We start from the raw sequence: 22818 nt of genomic DNA on the forward strand, positions 1-22818 counted from the left end.
CCCGGTGAGCCGTCGCTGACCGTCCACGGGCGTGCCCCGGGCAGCACCGCCTCGACGGGGCTGCCCGGGGCACGCCCCCCTGCCTCAGGAGCCCTCCCCCATGCGTGCACGCCTCGCGCTGCCTCTCGCTCTGCCCGCCGTCGCCGTTCTGCTCGTCGGCGGCTGCGACTCCGCGCCCTCCGCGCCCCGTACGTCCACCGCGCCGGGCGCCGCACGCGGCTCCGCGGAGTCCGGCGGACCGCCGTCCGGTCCGCAGAACCGTTCCCTGTGGACGCTCATCGACGACCGGGGCAAGGCGGTCACCACGCTCGCCGACGACGATCCGGACGTCACCGCCATCCGCAAGACGGTGGTCCTGCACTCGGGTGCGGTCGACAACCGCGACGCCGACTCGGCCGAGACCGGCGTGAAGGCCGAATTCTCCTTCTACAGCGCCGAGTTCGAGCGCGCTCTCGACTCGCAGCACTACGGCACCCGGGTGGCCGCTCTCTTCCACGACAACGCCCTGGCCACCCACCAGGTGAAGATCGCCTGGTACCGGTCGACGGTGTACCGGGACCGGCGGACCGCGAAGGCGGAGATGGACAGCGTCACCGAGTTCACCGCCGGTGATTCCGCCTACCTCAAGAAGCACGGACTGACACTGAGCACCCCGTACACCCAGCACCGCACCCTCGATCTGATCAAACGCGACGGAACCTGGGTCATCACCGGCATCCAGAAGACACCGCTGCAACGGCCGGCGCCCAAGCCCGTCCCCCGGTCCTGACCGAGCGGCGGGCGGTCCCACGACCGCCCCGGCCGCCCGGATCACCGCTGCCCCGAGCCGGCGGCCGACATGCGTGTGGCGGGCCTCACCTGCACCCGGGTGTACGGCGTCGAGGGCCCCGCCCGGGCCCAGCTGAAAGCGGCCGAGCAGCACACCGGAGGGTCCCTCACCGCATCGCGGATGTCCGCCTCCGCGCCGACCGCGGCCCGCATGGCGCAGCCGTACCCCGGCCTGCCGGCCGCCGGTTTCCCACCTGCTCGCCGTGGGACGTCATGGACACCGGCTACTCTGGGCGCGTCACCGGGGCGGGACAAGCCCCGCCATCTCTCCGCGGGGGGACCTTTCCACCATGTTCCGGGCCCTGATCTATCTCCTGCCTCTGGCGCTGACGATCTACGCGTTCATCGACTGCCTGAACACCCCCGAGGACGAGGCCAAGCACCTGCCGAAGATCGCCTGGGTCTTCATCATCCTGCTGTTCTGGATCGTCGGCCCGATCGTCTGGCTGGCCGCGGGCAAGATGCGCGAGGTGCCCGCCGGGGGCCGTACGCCCTCCGAATGGCACCGCAATCACCGCTCGCAGTGGGTGGCGCCGGACGACAATCCGGAGTTCCTGAACGCGCTGAAGGAAGAGAACAAGAAGGACGAGTCGCTCCTCAAGGACTGGGAGGCGGATCTGCGCCGCCGCGAGGAGGAACTCAAGCGCCGCGAGAGCGGGGAGAGCTCAAGCCCCTCCAGCGATTGAGGAGTGGCGGTGCGGGGGCAGCGCCCCCGGCAACGGCTACCAGGAGCACGCACGCGTGAACGACAGGGCCATGCTCGCCACCGCCCTCGCCGAAGCCCGGACCGGGCTCGCCGAGGGCGGCATCCCCATCGGCGCCGCGCTGTACGGGCCGGACGGCTCGCTCCTCGGGCGCGGGCACAACCGCCGGGTGCAGGACGGCGATCCGTCGCTGCACGCGGAAACGGCCGCCTTCCGCGCGGCCGGGCGGCAGCGTTCGTACCGGGGCACGACGATGGTGACGACGCTCTCCCCGTGCTGGTACTGCTCCGGCCTGGTACGGCAGTTCGGGATCTCGCGGGTGGTGATCGGCGAGGCGCGGACGTTCCACGGGGGGCACGACTGGCTGGCCCGGCACGGGGTCGGGATCGTGGTGCTCGACGATCCCGAATGCATCGCGCTCATGCGGGACTTCGTACGGGATCGGCCCGGCCTGTGGAACGAGGACATCGGCGCCGGCTGATACACCCGGCCCGTCCCGCGGGCCCATCGTTCGAAAACCTGCACCTCACTCCAACACCCGGCAGTCCGGCGACCGGCGGCTCCCCCGGCGGACTGCCGGAGCTTCCTTGAACTGCCGGCCACGGTGGCGAAGAAGCCCGCGGGCCAGATCGGTCCGACCGGTCACCAGGATCTGGCCGACGGCCAGATCATGAACAAGGCGGTGCCGGTGGTGGAACCGGCGCCCGAGAACGCCCGGCAGCGGTTCGTCGCGATCGCCCGGCCGGAGGGAGCGCCGCCCGGCCCGAGGTGCCTGCCGCCGTCGTAGAGGGAAGTCGCGGTCACCGCGCGGCGGCCGCGTACTCCTCGCGCAGCTCCGCCCACCGGACCGGGGTCCATCTCGTCCAGTCGGCGGGATAGCCGTCGAGCGCGTCCACGAGGAAGCGGAAGTGGTCGTGCCACTCGGCGAGGCGGTCCAGGCACAGCGCGTCGTCGCCCCGGAACTCGTGCCTGAAGCGCAGCAGCACATGGTCGCCGCGCGGTGGCTCCAGGTGGAAGCGGACGCGGCCGTGGGCCCCTTCGAGGGTGTATTCGGCGACCCGCTCGACGTCCCAGGCGGTGACGGTACCGGAGGCGGCCGAGGCGCGCCCGTTCCGGTCGGCGGTCAGCCGGCGCAGCGTGATCGCGCCGCCGATGTGCGGTTCGAACGGATCGGCGGCGCCGAGCCAGCCGGCCAGCCCCTCGGAACTGGCAACGGCTGCCCACACCCGTGGAACGGGGTGGGGCAGCCGTAGCAGAAACCGCAGAGTGTGCAGGTCACCGTCGGTTTCACTGGTGCCACGCTCGATGACGGGGGTCGCATCGGTCATGGTTCCAGCGTGGCCCGGTGCACCGGGATCCGCACCCTTACGGGGCGGGCGCGGGTCAGACCCCGGCGTAGGAGTGCTTGCCGGTGACGAAGATGTTCACGCCGTAGTAGTTGAAGAGCCAGCAGCCGAAGGCGATGAGGGCCAGGTAGGCGGCCTTGCGGCCCTTCCAGCCGGCGGTGGCGCGGGCGTGCAGGTAGCAGGCGTACGCGACCCAGGTGATGAAGGACCAGACCTCCTTGGGGTCCCAGCCCCAGTAGCGGCCCCACGCGTCGCCCGCCCAGATGGCGCCCGCGATGATCGTGAACGTCCACAGCGGGAAGACGGCGGCGTTGACGCGGTACGAGAACTTGTCCAGCGTCGCGGCGGCGGGCAGCCGGGAGAGCACGGACTGGGCGAACGAACCGGGCTGCCCGCCGTCCGCGAGCTTGCTCTCGTAGCTGTCGCGGAAGAGGTAGAGCAGGGTGGCGACCGCGCCGATGTAGAAGACGGCACCGCAGATGATGGCGGTGGAGACGTGGATCCACAGCCAGTACGAGTGCAGTGCCGGCACCAGCTGGGCACTGGAGGTGTAGAGCACCGTGGTCGCGATGCCGAGGTCCAGCAGGACGGTGGTGACCAGGAGCAGGCCCATCCAGCGGACGTTCTTCTTCAGCGCGAGGAGGGTCAGGTACGCGCCGACCGCCACCGTGGAGAAGGTGATGGAGAACTCGTACATGTTGCCCCAGGGCGCACGCTGCACGGACAGCGCACGGGCGATGACACCACCGGCCTGCACGACAAAGGCGAGCACGGTCATGGAGACCGCCATGCGTCCGTACAGGTCGCCCTTGAACGTGCCGCCGGCCGCGCCGGGCCCGTCCGGGACGTCGCGGGAACCGGCGGCGGAGCGCGTGATGATCTTCGGGCGGTCCAGTACGGCGGTGCCGCCGCCCTTCTGCGCGACCTGCACCTTCACCGAGGCCCCGGCGGCCTCGGCACCGGCCCCGGTCAGCGCGGCTGCGGTACGGCCGACCTTGCTGCGGCTGCCGAACACCCACTCTGCGATGTGCGCGAAGAAGGCCAGGGTGTACACGGCCATCGACGAATAGATCAGGACATTACTGGTGTGCGCCAGGTTCTCGTTGGTTGCGGCGGCGAGATTCACTTCTCAGCCCCTTCGGCAGGTTCTACGGAGGATTCTTCGACGGAGCCGGAATCGGATCCGGGGTCGGTGTCGGGGCCGGGCGCGGTGGGCGCGACGGCGTTGAGCGTGACCGCGAGATCGGCCAGCTCCTCGGGAAGCTTCGCGGACTCGCTGCGGCCGAGACCCGCCATTTCGACGACGGTGACGCCGTCCGCACCGCGTACGGCCCGCACCCAGATCCGGCGCCGCTGGATGAACAGCGAACCCGCGAGTCCGGCGATCGCGGCGATGGCTCCGGTGAGCGCCCAGCCGCTGGCGGGCTGCTCGGAGATCTGGAAGCTGGCCCACTCCTCGACGCCCTCGAAGGTGATCGAGCCGGCGCCGTCGGGCAGCTTCATCGTGTCACCGACCGCCAGGCGCTGCTTGAGCTGATTGCCCTTGCTGTCCTTGAACTCCGTCATCTTGGACTTGTCGAGCTGGTACACGTTCTGCGGCAGTCCGGAGTCGACACCGAGGCTGCCGTAAGAGCCGTTGAGAGCGAGCCGCGGGTTGTCGGCGGCGGGGAACTGGGAGAACATCGTGCCCTGGTTGTCGCCCGCGAAGGTCGGCACGAAGAAGGCCTGGAAGCCCAGCTGGGTCTTCTTGCCGTTCTTGTCGCGGTAGCCGTCCATCACCTTGATCGCCCCGGTCGAGGTGACGTTGCTGTCGATGGGCAGCAGCGGCACGGCGTTCCGGTAGACCACCTTGCCGCTCGCGTCCTTGACGGAGACGACGGGCGCGTAGCCGTGCGCGTTGAGGTAGACCTTGGTGCCGTCGACGACGAGCGGCTTGTTGACCTCGATGACGGCCTTCTGCGGCTTGCCGTACGCCCCCTTCTCGTACGTCACATGGGCCTCGTAGGTCCGCGGCGTACCGGCCTGGGGGCCGCTGCGCTCGTACGTACCGATGAACTTGTCGAGCTTGAAGCTGAACGGTGCGAGCGAGTTGTTGTCGAACAGCGAACCGGACTTGAAGTCGTCGTACTGGGTCAGCGTGTTGGAGAAGCCGTCGCCCTCGACGACCAGCTTGGCGCCCTCGGACTTGAAGAGCTGCCCGAAGGCGAACGCCACCAGCATCACGATCAGGGCGATGTGGAAGACCAGGTTCCCGGCCTCGCGCAGGTAGCCCTTCTCGGCGGCGACCGCGTCCCCCGCGGTGTGCGCGCGGTAGCGGCGACTGCGCATCATGGCGAGCGCGGCCTCGCGGACCTGCTCGGGCTCGGCCTCGGTGCGCCAGGTGGTGTATACGGGCAGCCGGGTCAGGCGCTTGGGCGCGCCCGGCGGGCGGCTGCGCAGCTGGCCGATGAACTGGCCGGTGCGCGGCACGATGCAGCCGATGAGCGAGACGAACAGCAGGATGTAGATCGCGGAGAACCACACCGAGCTGTAGACGTCGAAGAACTGGAGCTTCTCGTAGATCGGCGTGATCGTGGTGTGGGCGTCCTTGAAGGCCTGCACCTTCATTTCGTCCACGCTGTTCTGCGGGATCAGCGAGCCGGGGATGGCGCCGAGCGACAGCAGGAAGAGCAGGATCAGCGCGACCCGCATCGAGGTGAGTTGCCGCCAGAACCAGCGGGCCCAGCCGATGGCGCCCATGGCCGGCAGGGTGACCGCGGACTCCTCGCGCGGGGCGGTGGAGAGCTGGGAGCCGGCCGCGCCCAGTTCGCGGGCGTTCTCCCGGTCCTGCTCGTCCCGGATCTCCCGCTCGCCCCGGTGCTCGCGCTCCGGGGCCGGGTTGGACTTGGTGTCGCTCATGGAACTCAGATCCCCACAGTGAAGCCGTTGGACCAGCCCTGCAATGCCTGCATCATGCTGCCCCAGACACCGGTCAGCAGGAGCAGCCCGGTCGCGATCATCATGACGCCGCCGATCCGCATGACCCATGCGTAGTGGCGCTTGACCCAGCCGAAGGCGCCGAGCGCCTTGCGGAAGGCGACCGCCGCGAGCACGAAGGGCAGACCGAGCCCGAGGCAGTACGCGACGGTCAGTATCGCCCCGCGTCCGGCGGTGCCCTGCTCCATGGCGAGGATGCTCACCGAGCTGAGCGTCGGGCCGAGGCACGGGGTCCAGCCGATCCCGAAGAGGGCGCCCAGCAACGGTGCGCCCACCAGCCCGGTCACCGGCCTCTTGTGGATACGGAACTCACGCTGCGTCATCCACGGCATCAGGCCCATGAAGAAGATCCCCATCAGGATCATCAGCACGCCGAGGATCTTGGTGAGCGTCCCGCTGTGCTCCTGGAGGGTCTGGCCGAAGAAGCCGAAGAGCGCGCCGCCGGAGACGAACACGGCGGTGAAGCCGAGCACGAAGAGCGAGGCGCCCGCGACCATCCGCCCCCGCCGGGCCTGCGCCAGGTCCGTGCCGCTGACTCCGGTGACGTAACTGAGGTAACCGGGGACGAGCGGCAGGACGCACGGCGAGAAGAACGAGACGAGCCCGGCGAGTACGGCGACGGGCAGGGCGACGATCAGCGCCCCGTTCACGACGGTCAGGTTCTCGCCCTGGACCGCGGCAAGGGTGTGCACGGAATCACTTCTCCGCGATCAGCGGGTCGATCATCTTGTGCAGCTGGTCGGCGTCGAGCGCGGCCAGCGAACGGGCGGCGATCTTCCCGTCCCGGTCCAGCACCACGGTCGACGGAATGGCCTGCGGACGCAGCGTGCCCTTGGGGAAGCGGAGCATGAGCTTGCCGGTCGGGTCGAAGATGCTCGGGTAGGGGACCCCGTAATCCTTCTCGAAGCTCAGCGCGGGGCCCTTCTGGGCGTCGCGCGTGTTGATCCCGACGAACTGGACGTTCTTGTCCTTCGTCTCCTTCGCCACCTTCGCGAAGTACTGGGCCTCCAGACGGCAGGGCCCGCACCACGAGCCCCACATGTTCAGCACGACGACCTTGCCCTTGTAGTCGGCGACGTCGAGCTGCTTGCCTTCGAGGGTCTCGCCGTCGAGCTTCGGGGCGGCCTTGCGATCACTCTTGGCCACGGTGGAGATTCCGCCACTGCCCGTGACGAAGTTCGTATTGCCACCGCCACCCGTCTTGTTGTCGTCGCCACCGCACGCCGTCAGCGTGAGTGCGAGCGCGACGACCGCTGCGGGGGCGGCGAGCAGGGTGAAGCGGCGTCGAGGTGCCCGGCCATAGCTCATGTGAAAAGTTTCGCATGGCGGTTACGGCGATCTCGGGCACCCCCCTCGGTGCCCGTAAAGCCCGTTGTCAGGCCTGTTTAAAGAAGGCGTTCCAGCCGCCTTCGGGCGCCTGTCCGACGTCCAGCGTGCGGAGCTTGTCGAGCACGGCCGGGGTCTGCACGTCGAGCCAGTCGACGAACTGCTTGAAGGAGACCAGCCGCACATCCGGCTTCCCCGCGATTTCCTTGATCGCTTCCTCGACCGCATCCATATAGATGCCGCCGTTCCACTGCTCGAAGTGGTTTCCGATGTAGAAGGGCGCGCGATTCGTCGTGTACGCGCGGTCGAAACCGGCGAGATACGACTGGGTGGCCTGCTCGCGCCAGCCCGGATATCGGGAGGGTATGCCCTTGGTCGAATTCTGCGACTGGTTGGCGAGGATGTTGTAGTCCATCGAGAGGACTTCGAAGGAGTGCCCGGGGAACGGCATGCCCTGCAGCGGCAGGTCCCAGATGCCCCCGCGCTTGTGGGGCCACACCTGTATGCCGCCGGGCGAACTGGCGTCGTAGCGCCAGCCCAGCCTGCTCGCCGTGGGCAGCAGATTGTCCTGGCCGAGCAGGCAGGGGGCGCGGCCGCCGATCAGTTCCCTGCGGTAGTCGAAAGGCAGCGGATCGAGGTCGGTCCAGCCGGTGTTGGTGCGCCATTCGGTGACGAAGGAGACCGCCTGATCGATTTCGCTCCGCCAATCGGAGGGCGACCAGTTCGCGACCGATCCGGAACCGCCGCAGAAATGCCCGTTGAAGTGGGTGCCGATCTCATGCCCGTCGAGCCAGGCCTGCCGGACGTACTTCAGCGTCTGCTTGATGTGGTCATCGGTGAGATATCCGATGTCGGAAGCGCCGACCGGGTTGTTGGGCGGCCGGTACATGGACTTCTTCGACTCGGGCAGCAGATAGAGGCCGGAGAGGAAGAAGGTCATCGCCGCGTCGTGCTCCTTGGCGAGTTCGAGAAAGCGCGGGAAGAGCCCGTTGCCGACCTCGCCCGCGCCGTCCCAGGAAAAGATCACGAACTGCGGCGGCGTCTGCCCGGGTTCGAGCGGAACCGGCGCTGCGGGCTGGTGCGGCTGCTTCCCGGTGTCCGAGGTGGAACCGTCGCCGATCTCCCGGACGTCCTTCTCCGCAGGCCCGGTCCCCCGGGTGTGCCCGTCGGCACCCTTCTCCCCGGTGGCCCCCGTATCCGCCCCCGATGGACCCGTGCCGGAGGAACCGCACCCCGCAAGACCGATCCCGGCCGCGGCCCCAAGTCCGGCTCCGAGCAAGCCCCTTCGGCTGATCTCGCGCATGAGTTCCCCATCTGCGGTCATTTTGGCCTAAAACCATATAAACTGGCGAAGGCTTAGATGAGGGAAACAGCGCAGGGGTTCCGCGATTTAGCATATTTTTCTTTGTATGACCAGACCCGGTACGCGACCGAACGTATGACCCGTCACAGGGGCGATCGCCCGGCCGGCCACCCGCCTGACCACTCGGCTGATGGCACGGGTGAGGGCGTGGGTGAGGCATGACCGATCGCCGGACGGGCGGCGACATCAAGCCCGTCCGGCGATCGAGGACAGAACGGCGACCGGACGACCGGCGAGGCGGGCAGGGCGGGGCGGGGCCCGGCGCACACCACCCCGCCTCGCCGGACGGCTACGCGCCGAACGCCTTCGACTTCCCCTTCACCGGCTTCGCCCCGGCCCGCAGATGAGCCGGCACCAGATCCCGCGCCGGCTCCGTGTACCCGACCGACACGATCTTGTCGCCCTGGTACGTGAAGCTGGTCAGCGACGCGAGCGTGCACTGCCGCTTGCGCGGGTCGTGCCACAGCCGCCGCCGCTCCACGAAGCTCCGCACGATCCAGATCGGCAGCTGATGGCTGACGCACACCGCCTCGTGACCACGCGCCGCGTCACGCGCGGCGTCCAGGGCACCCATCATCCGTACGACCTGCTCGATGTACGGCTCGCCCCACGACGGCCGGAACGGATTCGTCAGGTGCTTCCAGTTGTCCGGCTTGCGCAGCGCCCCGTCGCCGACCCCGAAGGTCTTGCCCTCGAAGACGTTGGCGGCCTCGATGAGCCGGTCGTCGGTGGCCAGGTCGAGGCCGTGCGTCTTGGCGATCGGCGTGGCGGTCTCCTGGGCCCGCTCCAGCGGGGAGGCGACGACATGGGTGATGTCGCGGTCCTTCAGGTGCTCGGCGACCCGGTCCGCCATCTGCCGGCCCAGCTCGGAGAGGTGGTAGCCGGGGCGGCGCCCGTACAGCACGCCCTCCGGGTTGTGCACCTCTCCGTGCCGCATCAGATGGACGACGGTGACGTCCTTGTTGCTGGCGTTCCCGCTCATGCGGTGGCCTCCGATGCGGCGCGGGCGGCGGCGGGCAGGGCGGCGGCGATGCGCTCGACGGCCTGCGTGTCGTGGGCCGTGGAGACGAACCAGGACTCGAAGGCGGACGGCGGCAGATAGACGCCCTGCGACAGCAGCGAGTGGAAGAAGGCGGTGTAGCGGAATGCCTCCTGCTGCTTCGCGTCCTCGTAGTTCCGCACCGGCCGGTCCGTGAAGAAGACGGAGAACATGTTGCTCGCCCTCTGCACGGTGTGCACCACGCCTTCCTTGGCGAGCGCCTCGCTGACCAGTCCGCGGATCTCCGCGGAGACCGCGTCCACCTTGGCGTACGCCGCGTCGTCGAGCAGCCGCAACTGCGCGAGACCGGCGGCGGTGGCGACCGGGTTCCCGGAGAGGGTGCCCGCCTGGTAGACGGGGCCGGCCGGGGCCAGGTGCGCCATCACGTCCGCGCGTCCGCCGAAGGCCGCGGCCGGGAAGCCGCCGCCCATGACCTTGCCGAAGGTCATCAGGTCGGGCCGCACCCCGTCGACGCCGAACCAGCCGGCCTTCGAGGTACGGAATCCGGTCATGACCTCGTCGGAGATGTAGAGCGCTCCGTTGGCGGCGCAGATCTCCTTGAGCCCGGCGTTGAAACCGTCCAGCGGCGGTACGACACCCATGTTGCCCGGCGACGCCTCGGTGATGACGCAGGCGATCTCGCCGGGCTGCGCGGCGAACGCCTCCCGCACGGCGTCCAGGTCGTTGTACGGCAGCACGATCGTGTCGCCGGCCTGGGCGCCGGTGACGCCGGGGGTGTCCGGAAGGCCGAAGGTCGCGACCCCGGACCCGGCGGCGGCCAGCAGCGCGTCGACGTGGCCGTGGTAGCAGCCGGCGAACTTCACCACCTTGGCCCGGCCGGTGAACCCGCGGGCAAGACGGATCGCGGACATGGTCGCCTCGGTGCCGGACGACACCAGCCGCACCTGCTCCACGGGCTCGACCCGGGCCACGATCTCCTCGGCGAGCGCGACCTCGCCCTCCCCGGGCGTACCGAACGAGGTGCCGTGGCCGACCGCTTCCTGAACCGCGGCGATGACCTCGGGGTGGGCGTGGCCGAGGATCATCGGCCCCCACGAGCACACGAGGTCGACGTACTCACGGCCGTCGGCGTCGGTGAGGTACGGACCGGTACCGGACACCATGAAGCGGGGCGTGCCGCCCACGGCCCGGAAGGCACGGACGGGAGAGTTGACGCCGCCGGGCGTCACGAGGGACGCGCGGTCGAACAGCGTCTGCGAGACTGGGGCTTCATATTGATAAGGCAGTTCGGTCATGACCTGCGACTTCTCCGACTCCGGGGGGCTAGTGACCTCCCCAGGGTAGGACAGCGCCCGTACGCGGCCGGGCGCGGAAGATTCCGGCCACCGAAAGCCCGGCGGACACATCCGTCGCGCGACGACCGGGCGTCGGCCCCTCACGTCTGCGAAACTGGGCCGATATAGGGAAAGCTCACACAAGCCATGGTGTCCGAGCCACGGACGGTCTTGCGGACAGGTGTTTCACCGCGCGCCCGTGGGGGAGGTCACTGACACGATGATCGGGTTGCGCAGCGGGGGCTGTGTCTCCTAAGTAGTAGTCGGGTGGATGAGATATGCATCGCGGTGGCGGAGTGGGCGAAGGGACCGACGACCTGGGGCCCGAGCCTGCCCGGCGGGGTCGGCACCGGCGTGAGGCAGAGCGCAGACAGGGCATACAGGCCGGTGGGGCGCAGGGTGGCGGAGCCGGAAGCAGGAGTGGTGGCCGGGTGGGGGTGACCTACAAGTACTTCGGTGCCCCCGACGGGGCCACTGCGGCACGCGTGCCCATTTCGATGCGCCCCGAGGAGCTCGGGGGCGACGAACTGGGCATGGGTGGCATGTTCACCAAGATCAAGCCGGAGACGGTGGCGGCGATGGTCCTCACCGGCATCCAGGGCGTACCCCTGCACAGGGTCCCCCCGCTGGAACTGGTCGTACTCCACCCCGATTACGCGGTGGTCAAGCTTCCGATGACGGTCGTCGACCCGCTGCGCGACGTCGGCGAGGAGTCGGTGGGCGCCGCAGCCTTCATCTGGTCCACGGTCCCGGACCGGGGCGGCCCGCGCGACGCGTTCAACGTCTACCAACTGCTGCACGAGTGGCAGGACTTCTCCCACCGGCTGCACGACGCAGGGCATCAGGCGTACTGCCTGGTGTGGCCCTGAATCAGGGGTTCCTCGCGGGCAGGGCAGATCAGAGCAGGACGAGGCTCATCGGGCCGGAGTGCGGGGGGCGGGTACATCGGGCCGGAGTGCATCGGCCCGGAGTGCATCGGCCCGGAGTGCATCGGTGCGGGGGCTGGGTACATCGGGCCGGACGGGGCGGCCGGTGATGTCGGCCTCGCCCACGCCGCCTGTGCGGTACGGCTTTGTGCGGCGGCGGCTCGGCATCCTCTGCGGGCCGCCGCCGCACGTGGCGGGGGTCAGGCAGCGGCGGACGTGGCCTGCTCGGACACCTGGCGGATGACCTCGGTGAGCGCGGTGACGACCTCGGTGTCATCGGCGGGGTGGGTCTCGGCGAAGCGCGTCACGGAGCCGGGGATGGACAGCTTGACGTCCTCCAGGACCACACCGCCTGCGATCCCGGCGGACTTGCGGGCATCGTCCTGCGCCCACACGCCGCCGTACTGACCGAAGGCGGTGCCGACCACGGCGACCGGCTTGCCGGAGATGGCGCCGGCGCCGAACGGGCGGGACAGCCAGTCGATGGCGTTCTTCAGGACGGCCGGCATGGTGCCGTTGTACTCGGGCGAGAACAGCAGGAAGGCGTCGGCCCGGCCGGCTGCCTCGCGCAGCTGGACGGCGGCGGTCGGGACGCCTCCCTCGACGTCGGTGTCCTCGTTGTAGAAGGGCACGTCGGCCAGACCCTCGTACAGCTCGATGTCGACGCCCTCGGGGGCGTGCTTGGCGGCGGCTTCGGCGAGCTGACGGTTGTGCGAGCCGGCGCGGAGGCTGCCGACGAGTGCGAGGACGCGTACAGACATGAGGAACTCCCAAGAGGGCAAAAAACTTCGGAAACGGCTTCAAGCGGACCACGGTCCGTTGAAATTTGTACCACTTAACCGGACCGCGGTCCACTTCTCTCTTCCGGACGCTACTCTGAGTCCATGACCGGTCCCGATACCCCGCCGCTCAGACCGTCCGACCCCGGCGATGCACGGACGAGTCTCCCTCTCGCCCCGACCGATGAACCGCCGCAGCTACGGGCGGACGCCGCACGCAATCGCACCCGCCTGCTGGACGCGGCCTCCCGGCTGATGACCCGGTGCGGAGCGGCGGACCTGACCATGGAATCGGTGGCCGCCGCCGCAGGGGTCGGCAAGGGCACCGTCTTCCGGCGCTTCGGCGACCGGGCCGGTCTCCTGATCGCGCTCCTGGACCACCGGGAGGTGCAGTTCCAGGCCGCCTTCCTCTCGGGTCCGCCGCCCCTGGGCCCCGACGCCCCCGCGGCGGAACGGCTGCACGCCTTCGGGCCCGCCGTCCTGCGCCACGAACGCGATCACCACCCCCTGATCCTGGCCGGCCGGACCGACCCGCTGCGCACCTACGCCGTCCCGGCCAGCCGTCTGCGGGTCAGCCACATCGCGATGCTGCTGCGGGGGGCGCAGGTGACGGGCGACCCGGAACTGCTCGCGCACACCCTGCTCGCGTCCGTCGACACCGCTCTCGTCCACCACCTCACGCAGGAGCGCGGCATACCCCTGGAGCGCCTGGAGGAAGGCTGGCACCACCTGGTCACACGGCTCGGGGCGCCCCGGCCGTCGGACCGGGCGGACTGTACGGACTCGTCTGACCGGACGGACTGTGCCGACTCGCGCGACCTGGCGGCTAAGGACCCGGCGGTGGAGGGCCCGGCGGTTAAGGACCCGGCGGTGGAGGGCCCGGCGGTGGAGGGCTGTGACGGGTCGGGGGCAGATCGAGCCAGCGGGCCGTACCGGGTGTGATCACATGGGTGTGGCCACCCAGGACGACCCGGACGGCCGGGTCGTCCGAGTCCGGTACGGCGATCCGGAGCCGCTGGGAACGCAGACGCAGGTCCACGTCCCAGTGGCGGCGGAACCGGATCCGCATCCCGAATTTCGAGAGCTGCGGCAGCGTGGCCGGCGCGAGCCACAGTGCGTCGTCGCGGGTCTCCAGCCCCGTCATTCCGCGCTGCACGAAGTCGAGGGTGCCCGCCATCGCCCCCAGGTGAATGCCCTCTTCGGTGGTGCCGCCCTGGATGTCGGCCACGTCCCCGGTCAGGGCCTCCACGCAGTACTTCCACGCCTCCTCGCGGCGCGCCCGGGCCAGAACCCATGCATGGACCAGGGAGCTGAGCGTGGAGCCGTGGCTCGTACGCGCGAGGTAGTAGTCGACGGTGGCGCGCCAGCCGTCCTCGTCCAGCGAGTACCCGAGCCGCCGGAAGAGACCCGCGAGTTCTTCCGGTGAGAAGAGGTAGCCGAGCATCAGCACGTCGGCCTGCTTGGACGCCTGGTAGCGGTTGGCCGTGTCGCCCTCCGCCTCCAGGATCCGGTCCAGCCGCCGGATGTCCCCGTACCGCCTCCGGTACCCCGCCCAGTCGAGCTCCTCCAGCTCCCCGTAACCGGCGAACTGGCTGATGACGCCCTGGTGATACGGCACGTGCAGCCGGCGGGAGATGTCCTCCCAGCGTTCCGGTTCGGCGGAATCGAGACGCATTTGGTCGCACAGCCGCCGCCGCCGTGTCTCGGGCAGCGTCCGGTACAGCTCCGTCGAACGTGACAGAACCCAGGCCGCTGTCACGTTCGTGTACGTGTTGTCGTCGAGGCCTGGCGCCTCCGTTCCCGGATAGCCGTCGTGGTACTCGTCCGGCCCGACGACACCGCGGATGCGATACCGGGCCAGGGACTCGTCCCATGTGGCGCTGTCCGCCCAGAACCTGGCGATCTGCAACAGCATCTCCGCACCCCTGGAGTAGAGGTACTCCGTGTCCCCGGTGGCCTGGCAGTACTGCCACACGTTGTACGCGACGGCCGAGCCGACATGGTGCTGCAGCCGGGAGCGGTCGGGCAGCCACCGCCCCGAGTGCGGGTTGAGATGGAGTTCCTGGGTCTCCTCGCGTCCGTTGGCGGCGCTCTGCCAGGGGTACATCGCCCCCGCCCGGCCGGCCTCGCGCGCCGCCCGGCAGGCCGCGGGCAGCCGCCGGTAGCGGTAGTCGAGAAGGCCCCGGGAGACTTCCGGGAGATGCAGATTCAGGAACGGCAGTACGAACAGCTCGTCCCAGAAGACATGGCCGCGGTACGCCTCGCCGTGCAGCCCTCTGGCCGGTACGCCGACGTCGAGTCCGGCGGTGTGCGGGGAGAGCGTCTGCAGTACGTGAAAGAGGTGCAGCCGCAGAACGCGTCCCGCCTCGCCCGGGACGTCCAGCCGGACCTGCCGCCACAGGTCGGCCCAGGCCTGCCGGTGCGAGGACAACAACTGTGCGAAGTCCGGGGCCCTTCGCACCGCGGCCACGGCTGCCCGCAACGGGCTGCCGATCGCAAGGTCGCGGGTGGTGTGGAGGGCGACCGTCTTGTCGACGGCGACGGTGGCGGTGGTGTCGGAGTCCGGGTCCAGCGGCAGGACCAGCCGCTGGAAGACCGTCTTCTCCGTCTGCCGGGGGTGGGGATGGAGGTGGGGGCGAGGGTGAGGGCGGGCATCGGATCCCGGGGCGGAGTCGGGGGCGGAGTCGGGGGCGGAGTCGGAGTCGGGGGCGGAGTCGGGGGCGGGGGCGGAGTCGGGGGCGGGGGCGGAGTCGCGGTCGCAGTCGGTACTGATGTCGGTGTCGGGGCCGGTTTCACCGCCGTACACCGCCAGCGTGCGGGCCGCCAGCGCGACACCGATGTCCGACTCCACCGTGCGGCACTTCAGCGACACCACACCGTCCTCGTCCGCGCCGGTCACCCAGCCGGTGAGGTGCTGGTTCGACAGATCCCGGTACCGCGCGACGCCGGAGTTGCGGACGCCACCATCGATCCCGGACTCCACCTCGATCACGCCCGCCCACCTCTCCGCCCGGAACACCGTGTGCAGGGCGGCGAGATGCGGATCGCCCATGTGCACCAGACGGCACTGCTCCACGTACAGCCGCCGGCCCGCCTCGTCCTCGTAGACGGATCGGCGGGTCAGCGTGCCACCGCGCAGATCGAGTGACTGGCCGTGTTCCACGAGGTGTTCGTGGTCCGGGGTGAGCCACGGTCCCGGGGCGGCACCGGCAGGGCGGATGCGATAGTGCAGCGGCAGCCAGTTCGGGAGGTTGACCAGGTCCTCGTTCTCGACCCGGCGGCCCCGGACCGTGGAGGTCAGCCGGCTGTAGCAGCCCGCCACATAGGTGCCGGGGTAGTGCGGCCACGCCTCGGACGTCGTCTCAGGCGTCCCAGGCGTCGTAGGTGGCACAGGTGGCACAGGTGGCACAGGTGGCACAGGCCTCATAGATGTCACAGGTGTCTCGGACGCGGCTCCGCGGGTGGCGAAGTACCCGTTGCCGAGCGTGCACAGCGCCTCCCGCAGCCGTTCCTCCTGCGGGTCGTACCCCTCGTACGACCAGGTCCAGGCCTGCGTCATCAGTCGTCACCGGCCGTCAGCAGCTCCCCCGGATCGGACACCACGAGGTCGGCGCCGTGGTCGCGCAGTTCGGCGGCGCTGGTCGGGCCGCCCGTTCGGTCCACACCGACCACGAGTCCGAAGCCGCCCCGACGCCCGGCCTCGACCCCGGCCAGCGCGTCCTCCACCACGGCCGTGTCCCGGACCGGGACCCGCAGGCGCCTCGCCGCTTCGACGAAGAGCGCGGGGTCCGGCTTTCCCGGCAGCCGCAGCCGTTGCGCCTCGTTCCCGTCGACCACGGCGTCGAACCGGTCGATGAGGCCGGCCCGCGACAGCAGTTCCGTCGCGTGCCGGGACGCGGATACGGCGGCGCACGGCATCTGTTCGCCGCGCAGCACGTCGAGGAGACGGACCGTGCCGGGCCAGACGTCGACCGGGTCGGTACGCAGGCTCTGCGTGAACAGCTCGTCCTTGCGGGCCGCGATCGCCCACACGGTCGCGGTTCCGGGCGCGTCGTCGGGGCTGCCTTCGGGGAGGTCGAGCCCCCTCGACGCCAGGAACGCGGCCGCGCCGTCCCTCCGCGAGCGGCCGTCGACGTGGCGCAGGTAGTCGCCGACGGGATCGAAGGGCCGCTGTCCCTCGACGGCCGACAGACAGGAATCGAACGCCTTCTTCCAGGCTGCGGCGTGACTCCGGGCGGAGTCGGTGATCACTCCGTCCGTGTCGAAGACCACGGCCCGCACGGAGCGCAGGCACGGTGCCGGGGACAGTGCTGCTGCCACGATCAGGGTCCCTTCGTCAGGGGCGCTGTTTCATGCCACCACGGTTCCGGCGCAGGGGCACGGCGTGGCTCCGTACGATGTCCCGGCGTCACGACGCCCCAGTGGTCCCAGTGGTCCCAGTGTTTGCATGGCGCGAGGGGCCGTACGGAGCCCGGGACGGCACGAACGGCCCAACCCACCGGAACAAGATCTGTTCCATGCTGGAGGGACATCGAACGTTCCCGATCTCCCGGGGGTCCCGATGCTCAGCCGGCCACTCGACGACACGACGATGAGCGGCCTCGTAGCCGATGCCACCGCCGCCCCTCCCTGCACAACGCCCAGCCCCGGCAGTTCCGCTACCCGTGCGCCGGCCGGACCCTGCCGACCACCCCCGGCGATCACGCCGTGGACTGGCTGCGCGCCGGTCAGGCGCTGGACCAGATACTGACCATCGAGCCGTAGAAGCAGAACCGAAGAAACAGAACCGTAGAAACAGAATCGAAGAACCGTAGAGACATCCGTACGGAAGGCGGTGGGAGCGATGCGGCTTCCCGTAGTCGTCGGAGTGGACGGATCAGAGGGCAGTCTCCGCGCCCTGGACTGGGCGGCGGCGGAAGCGGCCCGCTCCCAGCACCCCCTGCGCGTCGTCCACGCCTCGCTGTGGGAACGCTACGAGGGCATGCGCCCCGACTCCGACAGCGAGCGTCCCACCGAAAAGGCCCTCGCCGAGCATCTCGTCGCCACCGCCCGTGAACGCGCCCAGCGGCTCGGGCCCGAGGTGGCCGTGACGGCCTCCGTAGAACCCGAGGACCCGGTGGCCGCACTCGTCAGGGAGAGCCACGAGGCGGCCATGGTCGTCCTCGGCTCCCGCGGCCGCGGGAGGATCGCCGGGATGCTCCTGGGCTCCGTCAGTCTCGCGCTCTCCGGCCGGTCCCACTGCCCGGTCGTGGTGATCCCGGCGAGGACACCGGACACCCCGCCGCAGTCCGGCCGCGTCGTCGTCGGGATCAGCGACGCCGCGGAACCGTCGGCGGCCACCGTCTTCGCCCTCGCCCAGACCGCTTCGCGCCACGGCGAACTGGTTGCCGTACGGGCCTGGCGCCGCCCCGCCCACCACGCGGTGGTCCATCCGCTCATCTCGGGTTCCCCGGCCTCCGCGCACCACCGGCAGGCCGAGGAGCACCTCGAAGAGGTACTGGCGCGGCTGGACCGGACCGGCGCCCCGGACGTCACCGTCCACAGGTCGGTGGTGCAGGGGCCGGTCCACCAGGAATTGATCGAAGCCGCCAAAGGCGCGGAACTGCTGGTCGTCGGCGCGCGGCGGCCCAGCGGATGGCACGGCACCCACCTGGGCCAGGTGAACCACGCGATGCTGCACTACGCGCCCTGCCCGGTCGCCGTCGTCCCCGACGCCTACCACCGCCCCGAGCCCGGGCCCGATACGGACTGAGCGGAAGGTTCCGCAGCACCGTCGGGCGCCGTCCAGCCCGTGGGGGCGAGGAGCTCTCGGCGGCCGGGTCGACGAGCTCGGAGCGCGTCGAGGTCCGCTCGGCGGGATCGGATCCCGGCGACGCCGTGAGCGACAACGTCCGCACGAAGGCGGGGAGGCAGCGTGGATCGGCAGCCTCTACGACGACGGCCCGGACGCACCTCCTCCACCACCCGGCGCCACGCACCGGACGGACGCACCTCCTCCACCACCCGGCGCCACGCACCGGACGGACGCCGGCCCGGACGTCGGTCCAGCCCCCGATTCCGGTATCACGCGCCGGACGGACGCCAGCCCGGGTCCCGGCCGGTCAGCGCCAGCACCTGCTCGAAGGGGCCGGCCCCTTGCGGTACGGGGTACGGGTCGCCGAACACCTTCGCCTCCCGGGCCATCGGCGCCATCGCGGCCAGCCCCGGACCGATCTCGTTCAACACGGACTCGTCCGGCACGAACTCCTGGCCGGTGGCCCGCGCAAGGTCCCACGCGTGAACGGTCAGATCGCCCAGCACCATGTTCCCGACAGTCCTGGCCGGCAGCCCCATGGCCCCCGCGGTGCCCTCGTCGGCCCCGGGCACGGCCCAGGCCGCCACCAACTTGGCCGTCTCCTCGCCGAAACGCGCCCGCCAGTCCCCCGTGACGGCGTCCGGCACCGCACCGAAGTCGGCCTCCTTCCTGGCCGCCAGGGCCTGGAAGTTGACGACCACTTGGAAGAGGTGGTTGATCAGGGCCCGTACGTCGTACTCCGCGCACGGCGTGGGGTCCCCCAGCCTGTTGTCGTCTATCCCGGCCAGCACGGGAACTGCCCGTCCGGCGGCCGTTTCCAGCAGCTCGCTGATTTTCTCCATCCTGCGACCCTGCACGCCGGGACGGCCGGGCGCTTGAAGAAACGCGACATCGCTCCCACTGAGTTCCGTGCCCGCCGTAGGATCGCGGCCATGCCAGGTCCGCGACGCGACACCCGGGGCATCGTCGACGCCCCCGAACTCTTCGCGCAGGTACGCTTCCGCCGCCGCGAACCCGCCCCCGGGCTGCGGCCGTACCTGGAGCACTACTGGCTCATCGACTGGGATCTGCCGGAGCCCTACGTCTCCCATCTGGTGCCGCACCCGTCTGTGAACCTGGTCTTCCAGCGGTACGGGACCGGGGGTGGGCCCCGGACCGGTGAGGACCACCACGGCGCCGGGTTGGCCGAGATCTCGGGCATCGGCCTGGAGCTCTTCACGCAGAAGCTGGAAGGGCGGGGACGGGTCTGCGGGGTGCAGTTCCGGCCCGGCGGATTCCACCCGTTCGCACCGAACCGGCCGGTCTCCGCGTGGACGGGGCGGCGGCTTCCCGCGGACGAGGTGTTCACTCCGCCCGCCCCGCCGTCGGACGTGCTGGACCCGGTGGACGAGGACGCGCGGGTGGCGGCGCTCGACGCGTACCTGCTGGCGCTCGGCCCGGAACCGGACCCGCAGGCCGAGCGCGCGATGGCCCTGGCCGACCTGATCCGTACGGACCGCACGGTGCGCCGCGTCGACGAACTCGCCCGCGTCGAGGGGCTGTCGTCGCGCTCGCTCCAGCGGCTCTTCGCCACGTATGTCGGAGTCGGCCCCAAGTGGGTCATCCTCCGCTACCGCATCCATGAGGCGCTGGAGCGGGCCGCATCGGATCCGGAGGTGGACTGGGCGGCACTCGCGGTGGAACTCGGCTACAGCGACCAGGCCCACCTGGTCAGGGACTTCACGGCAACGGTCGGCGTCCCCCCGACATCGTTCGCCCCACACTGACCCTGCACCACTGTCAGTGTCCCGTTCTACAGTTTCGACATGGAACGCACCGCTTCATCTTCCGTACGGATCGAGCCCTGGTCGGAGACCGACCTGGAACTGCTCCGCCGTGCCAACGCACCGGAGTTGATGGACCATCTGGGCGGACCCGAGTCGGAGGAACTGCTCATAGCGCGCCACGAGCGCTATGTGGAGATGAGCGCGGGCCGCACGGGCCGGGGCAGGATGTTCCGCATCGCCCTGGCCGGCGGGGACGAGGCCGTGGGCACGATCGGCTTCTGGGAGCGGACCTGGCAGGGCCGGAAGGTGTACGAGACGGGCTGGGCCGTCCTCCCCGGACACCAGGGCCTGGGCATCGCGACGGCCGCCACGACAGCCGTGGCCGAGCAGGCCCGCGCCGAGCACAGGCACCGCTATCTGCACGCCTATCCGTCGGTCGACAACGGCGCGTCGAACGCGGTGTGCCGCAAGGCGGGCTTCACCCTGATCGGAGCGTGCGACTTCGAGTACCCACCCGGCCATGCGCTGCTGACGAACAACTGGCGGCTGGACCTCACCCCGGACGAGGAGGGCTGACCTCAGTCCAGGTCGAGGGCCTTGTCGAAATTGAACGCGCCGATGCTCAGCCGCTCCCGCAGATAGAAACGGTGGGCGTCGGTGCGCTGCGTACCCGAGTCCAGATTGAGGTACAGGCAGCCGGCCGCCCTGGCCCGCCCTTCGATGTGCCTGAGGAGCCGGCGGCCGACACCGGTGGAACGAGACCCTTCGGCAGTCACCAGATCGTCGACGTACAGCATCCGGATCCGGCTGGTGTTGTGGACGACGCGCCAGCCGGCCGCGCCCACGCAGGCGCCCTCGTCGTCATAGGCGGCGCTGAACCGCAGCCCCTGCGGGTGCCCCTGCTCATACACCTCCCCGAAGAGGTCCTCGGTGAGGTGCGGGCGGAGTTCACGCAGTACGGGAAGCAGGTCGGCGGCCAGTCGGGCATCGCCGGGTTCGAGATCGAGGATCTTCATGCGGGAACTGTAGGCACGCGAGGAGAAAGCCCTCGCCGACACACCCCACCCGATGACATCCTGACGGGGTGAACGGACCGCAGATCCACCTCGAAGTCGCCCCCGAGCTGCGGCTCTTCGTCGCCCATGAACGCCGCCGGGGGCGCTCGGCCGTGACCACCGACGGCGCGTCCACCCTCGGCCATGTCGTGGAGTCGCTCGGCATCCCGCTCACCGAGGCCGGGCAGCTCCTGGTCGACGGCCGCCCCGTATCCGTCTCCCACATCCCGAGAGCGGGCGAAGTGGTCGAGGTGCGCACCGTGGAACGCCCCCAGCACGTCCCGGGCGCGCCTCTGAGGTTCCTGCTCGACGTCCACCTCGGCACGCTCGCCCGGCGGCTTCGGCTGCTGGGTGTCGACGCGGCGTACGAGAGCGAGGACATCGGCGATGCCGCACTGGCCGCCCGGTCCGCGGACGAGCGCCGCGTACTGCTCTCCCGGGACCGCGGGCTGCTGCACCGGCGGGAGATCTGGGCCGGGGCGTATGTCTACAGCGACCGGCCGGAGGACCAATTGCGGGACGTGCTGGAACGGTTCACCCCGCATCTCGCCCCCTGGACCAGATGCACCGCCTGCAACGGCCCGCTGAAGGCTGCCGACAAGGATTCCGTCAGCGGCCGGCTGGAACACGGAACCCGGCGCTCGTACGACGTCTTCGCGCAATGCACGGAGTGCGACCGGGTCTACTGGCGAGGCGCCCACCACACCCACCTGGACGCGATCGTCAAGAAGGCGCTCCACGACTTCGCGTCCGCTCCCCCGCAGCCCTGAGAGCCGAGGAACCCCCACAAACCCCTGGAACCCTACGAACCCAAGGAACCCCAGGAACCCTACGAACCCAAGGAACCCCAGGAATCCCAGGGTTCGCATACTGACGGGCTACCCTCCCGCAACGCCGCGGCCTGCCGAGTGCTCAGCGCGGCAGCCGCCCCGCACCGCGCCGCACACTGCGGTGCCCCCGGGATTTCCGCGGCACGCAGAGGGTGCACGAGGCGGTCACTGTCGGCCGACCCGCTGCTCTACGGCCGCTCTACGGCCGCTCGGCGGTCAGGTAGCGCTGAACGGTGGGCGCGAGCCAGGCGATCACTTCCTCGCGCGGCATCGAGACGGCGGGTTCGATCCGCAGGACGTAGCGTGCGAGCGCCATCCCCAGGATCTGCGAAGCGACGAGAGCCGCACGGCGCGGGGCGGCAGCCGGGTCCGGGCAGACGCCGACCGCTATCGGACCGAGTTGTTCGGCCAGGACCGCCTTCATCCGCTCGGCTCCGGCGTCGTTGGTGACACCGACCCTGAGCAGGCCCGTGAGCACGTCGTCGCCCTCCCATCGGTCCAGGAAGTGCGCGACGAGGGCGGCGCCTATGTGTTTGCCCGGTATCGCGCCCAGCTCGGGCATCCGCAGGTCGATCACGGACGCGGCGGCGAACAGACCCTCCTTGTTGCCGTAGTAGCGCATCACCATCGACGGGTCGATGTTCGCGTCACGGGCGATGGCCCGGATCGTGGCGCGCTCGTACCCGTCGGCGGCGAACCGCTCGCGCGCGGCTTCGAGAATCGCGGCCTTCGTGGCGTCCGAGCGGCGGTTGGCGGTAGCGGGCTTCGTCTTCATGCCAACAACTGTAGGC

General features: G+C 70.2%; 23 protein-coding genes and 1 pseudogene. 10 read left to right on the forward strand and 14 right to left on the reverse strand.

Translation table 11 applies throughout. The annotated features are described in order from the left end of the window. The first annotated feature begins 100 nt into the window (after window positions 1-100). The 4 genes from OG306_RS16165 (at window position 101) to OG306_RS16180 (ending at window position 2319) form a co-directional block, all read left to right on the forward strand. A complete protein-coding gene (locus OG306_RS16165) occupies window positions 101-769 on the forward strand; it encodes a hypothetical protein (protein ID WP_266906285.1) in 669 nt (222 codons plus the stop codon). Between the two features lie 349 nt (window positions 770-1118). Continuing rightward, on the forward strand, window positions 1119-1514 hold the full coding sequence (locus OG306_RS16170) for a PLD nuclease N-terminal domain-containing protein (protein ID WP_266906284.1): 396 nt from the start codon (window positions 1119-1121) through the stop codon (window positions 1512-1514). Between the two features lie 70 nt (window positions 1515-1584). Next, window positions 1585-2013, forward strand: coding sequence for a nucleoside deaminase (locus OG306_RS16175; protein WP_266752229.1), 429 nt, complete (start codon window positions 1585-1587; stop codon window positions 2011-2013). Window positions 2014-2136: 123 nt separating this feature from the next. After that, window positions 2137-2319, forward strand: coding sequence for a hypothetical protein (locus tag OG306_RS16180; protein ID WP_266746866.1), 183 nt, complete (start codon window positions 2137-2139; stop codon window positions 2317-2319). A gap of 13 nt (window positions 2320-2332) precedes the next feature. Here the strand turns inward: OG306_RS16180 and OG306_RS16185 are convergent, their stop codons facing one another. The 8 genes from OG306_RS16185 to hemL form a co-directional block, all read right to left on the reverse strand. Beyond that, window positions 2333-2860, reverse strand: coding sequence for an SRPBCC domain-containing protein (locus OG306_RS16185; protein ID WP_266746867.1), 528 nt, complete (start codon window positions 2858-2860; stop codon window positions 2333-2335). A 55-nt stretch (window positions 2861-2915) separates the two neighbouring features. After that, window positions 2916-4004, reverse strand: a complete 1089-nt coding sequence (gene ccsB, locus OG306_RS16190) for a c-type cytochrome biogenesis protein CcsB (protein WP_266906283.1) — start codon at window positions 4002-4004, stop codon at window positions 2916-2918. Further along, window positions 4001-5776, reverse strand: coding sequence for a cytochrome c biogenesis protein ResB (resB, locus tag OG306_RS16195; RefSeq protein ID WP_266746869.1), 1776 nt, complete (start codon window positions 5774-5776; stop codon window positions 4001-4003). Before resB ends, ccsB begins: the two co-directional genes overlap by 4 nt. A 5-nt stretch (window positions 5777-5781) precedes the next feature. Further along, window positions 5782-6546 (reverse strand): cytochrome c biogenesis CcdA family protein, encoded by a 765-nt coding sequence (locus OG306_RS16200; RefSeq protein WP_266746870.1) that lies wholly within the window; start codon window positions 6544-6546, stop codon window positions 5782-5784. A gap of 4 nt (window positions 6547-6550) precedes the next feature. After that, window positions 6551-7162 (reverse strand): TlpA family protein disulfide reductase, encoded by a 612-nt coding sequence (locus OG306_RS16205; RefSeq protein WP_266746871.1) that lies wholly within the window; start codon window positions 7160-7162, stop codon window positions 6551-6553. A gap of 67 nt (window positions 7163-7229) precedes the next feature. After that, entirely contained in the window at window positions 7230-8483 is a 1254-nt protein-coding gene (locus OG306_RS16210; RefSeq protein ID WP_266752230.1) for a hypothetical protein, read from the reverse strand. A 349-nt stretch (window positions 8484-8832) separates the two neighbouring features. Then, complete coding sequence (locus OG306_RS16215; RefSeq protein WP_266746872.1) at window positions 8833-9525, reverse strand: histidine phosphatase family protein; 693 nt, start codon at window positions 9523-9525, stop codon at window positions 8833-8835. Further along, a complete protein-coding gene (hemL, locus tag OG306_RS16220) occupies window positions 9522-10829 on the reverse strand; it encodes a glutamate-1-semialdehyde 2,1-aminomutase (RefSeq protein ID WP_266752232.1) in 1308 nt (435 codons plus the stop codon). The genes OG306_RS16215 and hemL overlap by 4 nt, the downstream gene beginning before the upstream one ends. Window positions 10830-11155: 326 nt before the next feature. Here hemL and OG306_RS16225 point away from each other — a divergent pair, with 326 nt between their 5' ends. Continuing rightward, complete coding sequence (locus tag OG306_RS16225; protein WP_266746873.1) at window positions 11156-11746, forward strand: hypothetical protein; 591 nt, start codon at window positions 11156-11158, stop codon at window positions 11744-11746. A 257-nt stretch (window positions 11747-12003) separates the two neighbouring features. Here the strand turns inward: OG306_RS16225 and OG306_RS16230 are convergent, their stop codons facing one another. Continuing rightward, on the reverse strand, window positions 12004-12564 hold the full coding sequence (locus tag OG306_RS16230; RefSeq protein ID WP_266746874.1) for an NAD(P)H-dependent oxidoreductase: 561 nt from the start codon (window positions 12562-12564) through the stop codon (window positions 12004-12006). 123 nt (window positions 12565-12687) lie between these two features. On the opposite strand from OG306_RS16230, the pseudogene OG306_RS16235 reads away from it, so the two are divergent. Continuing rightward, window positions 12688-13329 (forward strand): annotated as a pseudogene (locus OG306_RS16235) (TetR/AcrR family transcriptional regulator); the annotation flags it as partial. Window positions 13330-13438: 109 nt separating this feature from the next. Here OG306_RS16235 and OG306_RS16240 read toward each other — a convergent pair. Then, complete coding sequence (locus tag OG306_RS16240) at window positions 13439-16141, reverse strand: glycoside hydrolase family 65 protein (RefSeq protein WP_371665414.1); 2703 nt, start codon at window positions 16139-16141, stop codon at window positions 13439-13441. Then, window positions 16141-16902, reverse strand: coding sequence for an HAD family hydrolase (locus tag OG306_RS16245; RefSeq protein ID WP_266746876.1), 762 nt, complete (start codon window positions 16900-16902; stop codon window positions 16141-16143). The genes OG306_RS16240 and OG306_RS16245 overlap by 1 nt, the downstream gene beginning before the upstream one ends. 523 nt (window positions 16903-17425) lie before the next feature. Between OG306_RS16245 and OG306_RS16250 the strand changes: the two genes are divergently transcribed. Further along, the gene (locus tag OG306_RS16250; RefSeq protein ID WP_266746877.1) at window positions 17426-18334 is read left to right on the forward strand and encodes a universal stress protein; all 909 of its coding nucleotides are present in this window, start codon (window positions 17426-17428) and stop codon (window positions 18332-18334) included. 311 nt (window positions 18335-18645) lie between these two features. On the opposite strand, the gene OG306_RS16255 is transcribed toward OG306_RS16250, so the two are convergent. Further along, window positions 18646-19218 carry a TIGR03086 family metal-binding protein gene (locus OG306_RS16255; protein ID WP_266746878.1) on the reverse strand — a complete coding sequence of 191 codons (573 nt, stop codon included), beginning with the start codon at window positions 19216-19218 and terminating at the stop codon, window positions 18646-18648. 90 nt (window positions 19219-19308) lie between these two features. Between OG306_RS16255 and OG306_RS16260 the strand changes: the two genes are divergently transcribed. Beyond that, the gene (locus tag OG306_RS16260; protein WP_266746879.1) at window positions 19309-20142 is read left to right on the forward strand and encodes a helix-turn-helix domain-containing protein; all 834 of its coding nucleotides are present in this window, start codon (window positions 19309-19311) and stop codon (window positions 20140-20142) included. A gap of 39 nt (window positions 20143-20181) precedes the next feature. Further along, window positions 20182-20718, forward strand: coding sequence for a GNAT family N-acetyltransferase (locus OG306_RS16265; protein WP_266746880.1), 537 nt, complete (start codon window positions 20182-20184; stop codon window positions 20716-20718). Window positions 20719-20720: 2 nt separating this feature from the next. Here OG306_RS16265 and OG306_RS16270 read toward each other — a convergent pair whose 3' ends face one another. Further along, on the reverse strand, window positions 20721-21158 hold the full coding sequence (locus OG306_RS16270) for a GNAT family N-acetyltransferase (protein WP_266746881.1): 438 nt from the start codon (window positions 21156-21158) through the stop codon (window positions 20721-20723). Between the two features lie 68 nt (window positions 21159-21226). Between OG306_RS16270 and OG306_RS16275 the strand changes: the two genes are divergently transcribed. After that, window positions 21227-21967, forward strand: a complete 741-nt coding sequence (locus OG306_RS16275; protein WP_266746882.1) for a Mut7-C RNAse domain-containing protein — start codon at window positions 21227-21229, stop codon at window positions 21965-21967. A 259-nt stretch (window positions 21968-22226) separates the two neighbouring features. Here the strand turns inward: OG306_RS16275 and OG306_RS16280 are convergent, their stop codons facing one another. After that, window positions 22227-22802 (reverse strand): TetR/AcrR family transcriptional regulator, encoded by a 576-nt coding sequence (locus OG306_RS16280; protein WP_371665415.1) that lies wholly within the window; start codon window positions 22800-22802, stop codon window positions 22227-22229. Window positions 22803-22818 lie beyond the last annotated feature (16 nt).

Source organism: Streptomyces sp. NBC_01241 (assembly GCF_041435435.1).
In the GTDB taxonomy this organism is placed as follows: Bacteria; Actinomycetota; Actinomycetes; order Streptomycetales; family Streptomycetaceae; genus Streptomyces.

Coding starts and splice junctions, on each gene's coding strand:
- OG306_RS16175 (WP_266752229.1), top strand. CDS start 1,585: ATGCTCGCCACCGCCCTCGCCGAAGCCCGGACCGGGCTCGCCGAGGGC.
- OG306_RS16270 (WP_266746881.1), bottom strand. CDS start 21,158: ATGAAGATCCTCGATCTCGAACCCGGCGATGCCCGACTGGCCGCCGAC.
- OG306_RS16255 (WP_266746878.1), bottom strand. CDS start 19,218: ATGGAGAAAATCAGCGAGCTGCTGGAAACGGCCGCCGGACGGGCAGTT.
- OG306_RS16215 (WP_266746872.1), bottom strand. CDS start 9,525: ATGAGCGGGAACGCCAGCAACAAGGACGTCACCGTCGTCCATCTGATG.
- OG306_RS16225 (WP_266746873.1), top strand. CDS start 11,156: ATGCATCGCGGTGGCGGAGTGGGCGAAGGGACCGACGACCTGGGGCCC.
- OG306_RS16170 (WP_266906284.1), top strand. CDS start 1,119: ATGTTCCGGGCCCTGATCTATCTCCTGCCTCTGGCGCTGACGATCTAC.
- OG306_RS16205 (WP_266746871.1), bottom strand. CDS start 7,162: ATGAGCTATGGCCGGGCACCTCGACGCCGCTTCACCCTGCTCGCCGCC.
- OG306_RS16280 (WP_371665415.1), bottom strand. CDS start 22,802: ATGAAGACGAAGCCCGCTACCGCCAACCGCCGCTCGGACGCCACGAAG.
- resB (WP_266746869.1), bottom strand. CDS start 5,776: ATGAGCGACACCAAGTCCAACCCGGCCCCGGAGCGCGAGCACCGGGGC.
- OG306_RS16165 (WP_266906285.1), top strand. CDS start 101: ATGCGTGCACGCCTCGCGCTGCCTCTCGCTCTGCCCGCCGTCGCCGTT.
- OG306_RS16250 (WP_266746877.1), top strand. CDS start 17,426: ATGCGGCTTCCCGTAGTCGTCGGAGTGGACGGATCAGAGGGCAGTCTC.
- OG306_RS16210 (WP_266752230.1), bottom strand. CDS start 8,483: ATGCGCGAGATCAGCCGAAGGGGCTTGCTCGGAGCCGGACTTGGGGCC.
- OG306_RS16265 (WP_266746880.1), top strand. CDS start 20,182: ATGGAACGCACCGCTTCATCTTCCGTACGGATCGAGCCCTGGTCGGAG.
- OG306_RS16260 (WP_266746879.1), top strand. CDS start 19,309: ATGCCAGGTCCGCGACGCGACACCCGGGGCATCGTCGACGCCCCCGAA.
- OG306_RS16185 (WP_266746867.1), bottom strand. CDS start 2,860: ATGACCGATGCGACCCCCGTCATCGAGCGTGGCACCAGTGAAACCGAC.
- OG306_RS16240 (WP_371665414.1), bottom strand. CDS start 16,141: ATGACGCAGGCCTGGACCTGGTCGTACGAGGGGTACGACCCGCAGGAG.
- OG306_RS16230 (WP_266746874.1), bottom strand. CDS start 12,564: ATGTCTGTACGCGTCCTCGCACTCGTCGGCAGCCTCCGCGCCGGCTCG.